This is a genomic window from Bacillus sp. C30 (assembly GCF_040838255.1).
GTDB lineage: Bacteria > Bacillota > Bacilli > Bacillales > Bacillaceae_G > Bacillus_A > Bacillus_A mycoides.
Genome location: NZ_JBFPJH010000211.1, coordinates 1 through 5,838, shown reverse-complemented (window position 1 = coordinate 5,838; position 5,838 = coordinate 1). Strand labels below are relative to the sequence as shown.

4 protein-coding genes and 2 pseudogenes are annotated in these 5,838 nt (G+C 33.9%); all 6 read right to left on the bottom strand.

What is annotated here, in order from left to right:
* A pseudogene (locus tag AB3X49_RS16545) lies at positions 1 to 841 on the bottom strand (L,D-transpeptidase family protein); the annotation flags it as partial.
* Between the two features lie 230 nt (positions 842 to 1,071).
* Positions 1,072 to 1,412, bottom strand: a pseudogene (locus AB3X49_RS16540) (YhfM domain-containing protein); the annotation flags it as partial.
* 320 nt (positions 1,413 to 1,732) lie between these two features.
* Positions 1,733 to 2,362, bottom strand: a complete 630-nt coding sequence (locus AB3X49_RS16535) for a class I SAM-dependent methyltransferase (protein WP_367963427.1) — start codon at positions 2,360 to 2,362, stop codon at positions 1,733 to 1,735.
* Positions 2,363 to 2,498: 136 nt separating this feature from the next.
* Positions 2,499 to 3,494, bottom strand: a complete 996-nt coding sequence (gene cuyA, locus AB3X49_RS16530; RefSeq protein WP_002066210.1) for a D-cysteate sulfo-lyase — start codon at positions 3,492 to 3,494, stop codon at positions 2,499 to 2,501.
* A 248-nt stretch (positions 3,495 to 3,742) separates the two neighbouring features.
* Positions 3,743 to 4,975: a DUF4073 domain-containing protein gene (locus AB3X49_RS16525; RefSeq protein ID WP_367963424.1), complete on the bottom strand. Its 1,233-nt coding sequence runs from the start codon at positions 4,973 to 4,975 to the stop codon at positions 3,743 to 3,745.
* Between the two features lie 402 nt (positions 4,976 to 5,377).
* Positions 5,378 to 5,836: a VOC family protein gene (locus tag AB3X49_RS16520; protein ID WP_367963422.1), complete on the bottom strand. Its 459-nt coding sequence runs from the start codon at positions 5,834 to 5,836 to the stop codon at positions 5,378 to 5,380.
* Positions 5,837 to 5,838: the final 2 nt, after the last annotated feature.

Genomic DNA, 5,838 nt, shown 5'->3' with positions numbered 1-5,838 from the left:
ATTTAGCATTATTAATTTCAGCAATCTTATTCTTAATATCGCTTGCATCGATTGTCACTTTCATATCCTTTGACATAGAGGCATTTTGAATTAAATCTTTCGCTTTTAAAGGATAAACTTCATTCTGCACTTTATATTCAACTGACTGTTGAAGAAGATTTTGTAGTGCTTCCTCCTCTTTTTTGACAATCGGATCGTCTTCTTTAATAGGCTTTATGTATGTAGACTTCAGATGAATTTCACTTTTATACTTCTGCTTGTCGTAATCTTTCAGTAGACTAGTAACGTCATACTGTTTTCCATCAACGCTCTTCGAAATAACAACTTTTCCTTGTTCAAGCTTCGCCATAGCATCTTGAGGCGCTTTTAATTTTTCATTCATAGAGATGAGCTTTTCTTCTACAAGTTTTTTCATCGTTTCACTACGATACTGATCCGCCTTTTCCGGTAGCAATGAATAATTTTTTTCCTTTGAAGAAGGGAAAAATGTCCACTGGCTTTTTAATAGTTTCTTAACTTGAGGCAAATCTTTTTCCGTAAGTTCCGTTTTTGTATCTTTTTCATCTAAAATTTGTTGTTGATCGACATAAACTTTGTTTGCTAGTCCAGATGTTTTTAATTTCTGTATTGCCTGATCAGCACTCAAACCACCAACATTGGTGTCATTAATCGTAACATTTGAATTGAAGTGAGTTGCCTGATAATAACTCATTCCTCCAATGAGAAGTACAATTACACCAACACCCGCTGCAATAAGCTTCCAATTTGTAAAACGTTTGCTTGATCTTACTCGTTTTCTCTCAACTTCTTCAACTGATTCATTTATTGGATTATTGTTCATCAATCTTTCCCCCGTATACATTAACGTCAATCGATTTTAAACTAAAACCATTGACTAGTGTACCTTATTTTTCCTAAAATTTCATTATTTTTAAAAAGATTTTATCGCATTTAATTGATCAAATTTAGACTTTTTAATAGAAAGACACACTGAATAATCCCTTACAAGTAGTGAATCATTACAAAAAATCTGAAAAAGTTAAGTACCATATACTTTTATTCAACTAACTTTTATTCAACTAACTTTTCTCCCGTAACAATCTCAAACAAAGTGGCCGCATTTTTCCCTTCTAATTGAGCATAGCGATTATCCCCCGCCATTACTTCTACTTTATCTTTATTAGGACTTATCCAAATTTGATACAACACAGCTTTTGCCTCTATTTTCGGATTTTTAAATTGAAAAACAAAGTGATAATCAGCTGAACGCGACATTTCCGATTTTTTATTTTCAAATGAATATCATTTAATATTTTCTTTACTTGCAACACTTGATTATTGTCTGTAACTACTTTCAAATCCTCATAATTATCATCACCAACACGTTTTTGCACTTCGATTCTTTGATCTTTCCTTTGGTTCAGTTATCATTTCACTTAAAATACAAATATAATCCGTAACCTAAAAAAATTATTAATATTATAGAAATACTGAGTATTGTGTATATGACCCCTCTTAATGTTGTACTCATATAATCACCCCTCTCACGCTTCAATAATTCATTATATAACAAATATAATTCGTTGGAAGTTTAAAACATGTTTTAAACTAAATTAAGCGAAGTAAGGGATGCCATTTGACTTCCCTTACTTCGCCTTTAAAGAATAATTAGTGAGTAGCTTACACATCAAGCTTATTAAGTAACCTTTCACTATTTTTTACACAATTGTAATTATAGTGTTTTTTGACATTTGATCATTATAAATTTAAATGGAGGTTTACTTTCCATATTTTTATGCGGCTCCACAATCTCCGTAGTTTCTATCAGTCCATATTTTCCAAAGTCTTGTTTTACCGAGTCAACATCATAAAAATACATTTTTACCCCTTCCATTATTTCAAAGTAGTCTTTACCAAGTTGTTTCCCCTTCCCAAACATTGGGGCATCTTTTGAAATAGTAGTAAAAATCATATATCCGTTTGGCTTTAACTGACTATAACAATCTTTAATAAACTTCTCTCTCTCATCCTTATTCAATAAATGAATAAGTGCATAACAAAATATACCATCATAAAGTTTGTTATCAAAAGGCATATCCGTTACTGAACCATGGAAGAAATCAGCATTAAGTTCATTTTCCCTCGCCAATTCAATCGCTGTTTTTGAAATTTCAATACCTGTTACATGTATTCCGTTATCAATAAAAACCTTCGCATTTCTACCGTACCCAATACCAGGAATCAATATATCCTTCACTTTCTTTTCAAGGAAAATGTCCTTCGTCAAAATTGCGGAATCTGAAGGTTCAAATCCCCACATCATTTGATTTTCTATAAAACTTGCTTCCCAAAATTCTGTCATACATCAATCTCCTTTATATATATCTCTCGTTATTTACCATTGAATGTTGAAAAATCATCGCATATTCACGAAATTGTATCAAATTTCAACATTAATTCAAAACAAAAAGCATTGGATATCCAATGCTTTTTCACACTTACGCAAACAGAGACGTATTCGCATATAAAGCTGGTGAGCCACCTGAATGTACGAATAAAATGTTGTCCTCTTTATTAAATTTACCTTTTCTAATTAAATCGATTAGTCCCGCTACTGCTTTACCTGTATAAACTGGGTCAAGTAAAATACCTTCAGTTTTCGCAAGTAACTGTACTGCTTCAACCATTTCTGGTGTTGGTAAAGCGTATCCTGGTCCTACATATTCATCAAAGCATGTAACTGCTTCGCGTGAAATAGAGTTTGGGATACCAACGTGAGCTGAAGTTTCATCTACAAGTTTTGCTACTTTCTCTTCTTGCTCCGCTTTTCCTCTACTTACGTTAATTCCGATTACAGGAATTTTGCTTTGCGTTCCGGAAAAGCCAGTAATTAAACCAGCATGCATACCAGCGCTACCACTTACACAAACAACTGAACTGAAATCAATTCCTTGCTCAAATGACTGAGCCATAATTTCTTGCGCACAAGCAATATATCCCATTGCGCCAGTAGGGTTCGATCCACCAACTGGAATGACATATGGTGTATTTCCTTTTTCACTTACTTCCTTCGCTACTTTATGCATCTCTTCCATAAGGTCTGTTCCATTTGGCACAACAATTACGTTTTCAGCACCTAATAAATGATATAAGAAATAGTTTCCGTTAAAGTCTGGCTTTTCTTCTGGCTCAAGCCCTTCCTCTAACACAAGAATACATTTCATTTTTTCTTTTACCGCAGCTGCAAGTGTTAGACGGCAATGGTTTGACTGAATACCACCAGCTGTAATTAACGTATCTGCACCCTTTTCCTGTGCATCCGCAACTAGAAACTCTAACTTTCTCGTCTTATTACCGCCAGCTGTTAAACCAAGTAAATCATCTCGTTTAAAATAAATAGTTGGTCCACCAAGTGCTTCTGAAAAATTGTTTAATTTTTCAATTGGTGTATATGATTCTGTATATTTTTTTCTCGGGAATTTAGCTAAATTCATCAATAACGCTCCTTTTATACTCTTTCACAGTAAATGTAACCATACTATTATTACATGGAAAAATGATGAAGTCACCTTTCTGGATTAAAAATGTATCGAAATTCAGTAAATGAAATTATATAGGCGATATTTTACTTTTACTGGCGATTCAACATAGAATATCGACTTACCGACAAAAAACGGCTTACAAAATCCATTTCTCATCACTCAAAAAAGAGCCCACACATTTAAATGCGGGCTCTCTCCAATCACTTATTTGCCGAAAAACGAAGAAGCTGTGTTAATCCTGGCTCTAAATTCATTTCTCCTTTGTGACGTACGTATACGATTTTGTCGCCATCAAATTTTGGCGGTTTTCCTGGATTATACGTATTCCACTCGTTCGTTCCTTCTACAGAGTACTCCATATATTCTGTTGCACCAACGATTACATTATTTCTATCATCAGCCATCACATCTGGTGCCATTTGTGCGATTTTTGCATCACTAATTGATAATTTCTTTATATCCTTATCACGTTTATAATCGTAAGCCGTTACGACTACATCGTTACCATATGCTTTTATTTGTAATCCTTGTTTGAAAGAATATCCATCCGGCGCAGTCTTCTCGCCACCATTTGGTCCAGCCGACATCCAACCAGTTTCAATTCCGCCCGTATTTACAACTGTAAATCCTTTTTCATCTCCGCCTGTAATTTTCTTTTTACCAGCCCAATCTGGTAAGTCTAAATCCCAATGTGTATGACTCGTAAAGAAAACTACTTGCGGATAGTCTTTTAATATATCGTACAATTTATCAACGTTTAAATAATCTTGTAAATATGGATTTTGTCTTGATCCAGATACTGTATCAGGTAAAACGTGATGAGAGAAAATGAAAATCGGCTTATTTTTATCTTTTTGACTATACTCTTCTAAATTTTGTTTTAACCATCCTAATTGCTCATCACTCATATATACTTCATCCCACATTTTTGAATCGTGGTATTTCATATATTTTTCAGTTCCTAAAAATAAAAGCGGATAACCATCTAATTCTTTTTTATGATATACCTTATCTTGTCCGCTAAATTTTAAATATCGATTAAACAATGTCTCTTCCGTTACACCATTTGGCCATGTATTTTGAGAGAGTTTCCCATCAGCTGTCCATTTACCAGCGTAAAATTCATGATTCCCAACAGTTGACCATACATTTTCCGGATGCTTATTTTTGTTTAACACACGCTTTACATCATCATATTGTGACTGCTGTCCAGTTGGCGTTATATCCCCATTCATAATAAGCGCTCTAGAAAGTGGCGTCACTTTGTTCATATCTTTTAACACGTGATCAAAGTCCCCTAAATCTCCTTGAATGTCACTAATAACGTTAAAAGTTGTAGCTGATTTTCGAACTTGCTCTTTCCCTTCCGCGTGCATCGAAAGTGTCGGTAATAAAGCTGCCATAACAGCCAATGAAGCTACTGTCTTTTTCATACAAATTCTCTCCCTAATAATAGAATGTATAATCTGACATGTTCTGCTTTCTCTTAGGTGCTTGTCCAATTCATATTATAGAGAGGGATTGTAAAGATTGATGAAGTAAAAAATTAAGTGTTTTTTTAGAGATTTTGTCTTTTTTTCGCACTCCACAATTACCGAATCGCGCCAATCTTGCTCTCTATTCACTAACATTAAATAAATGTAAATTTATACGATAAATCTCTTAGTTAGGTACGTTGTGTTTTAATCTAAATTATATAACCGCAACACAATACTCTATCTTTTTAAGTTCTCTTCATTTAATCCGAATAACTCTGGTAAAGTAAAACGTCCATCTTTTCTGTATATTTTTCACAAAAAAATAACGTTTCCCCCCCTTTATAGATACAATCTCATTTATTTTCCTTGGTGCTCCGCATCCCATTCACTTAAATAAGATGCATATTCTAATTCATCCGGATTATCATGTAACATAGAAATAAACTCTAATTTATTCCCATCACAATCCAGAAAGTATACACTTGCAGCTGGCATCCACCTTTGGACAATTGGCTCTTGATTTCCTTTCCCTTGGCTCCCCACCACTTCTATTCCACGATTCTCTAACCACAATTTAGAAGTCTTTAGAAATTCTAAATCTACACCAAAAGCAAAGTGTTTTATCTCAAAATCTTCAATATTATGTACTTCCCATAGTCCAAGCATTTGCTTTTTACTTTCTCCTACCCAAAAGAAGGCCACCTTTCTTTTGGATAGTTTTCTTGCTAATGCTAACCCCAACTTATTTTGATAGAAATCTATCGCCTTTTCTAAATCTCTTACATGTAAATGAGTTTCATATATGTTCTGTATCATTC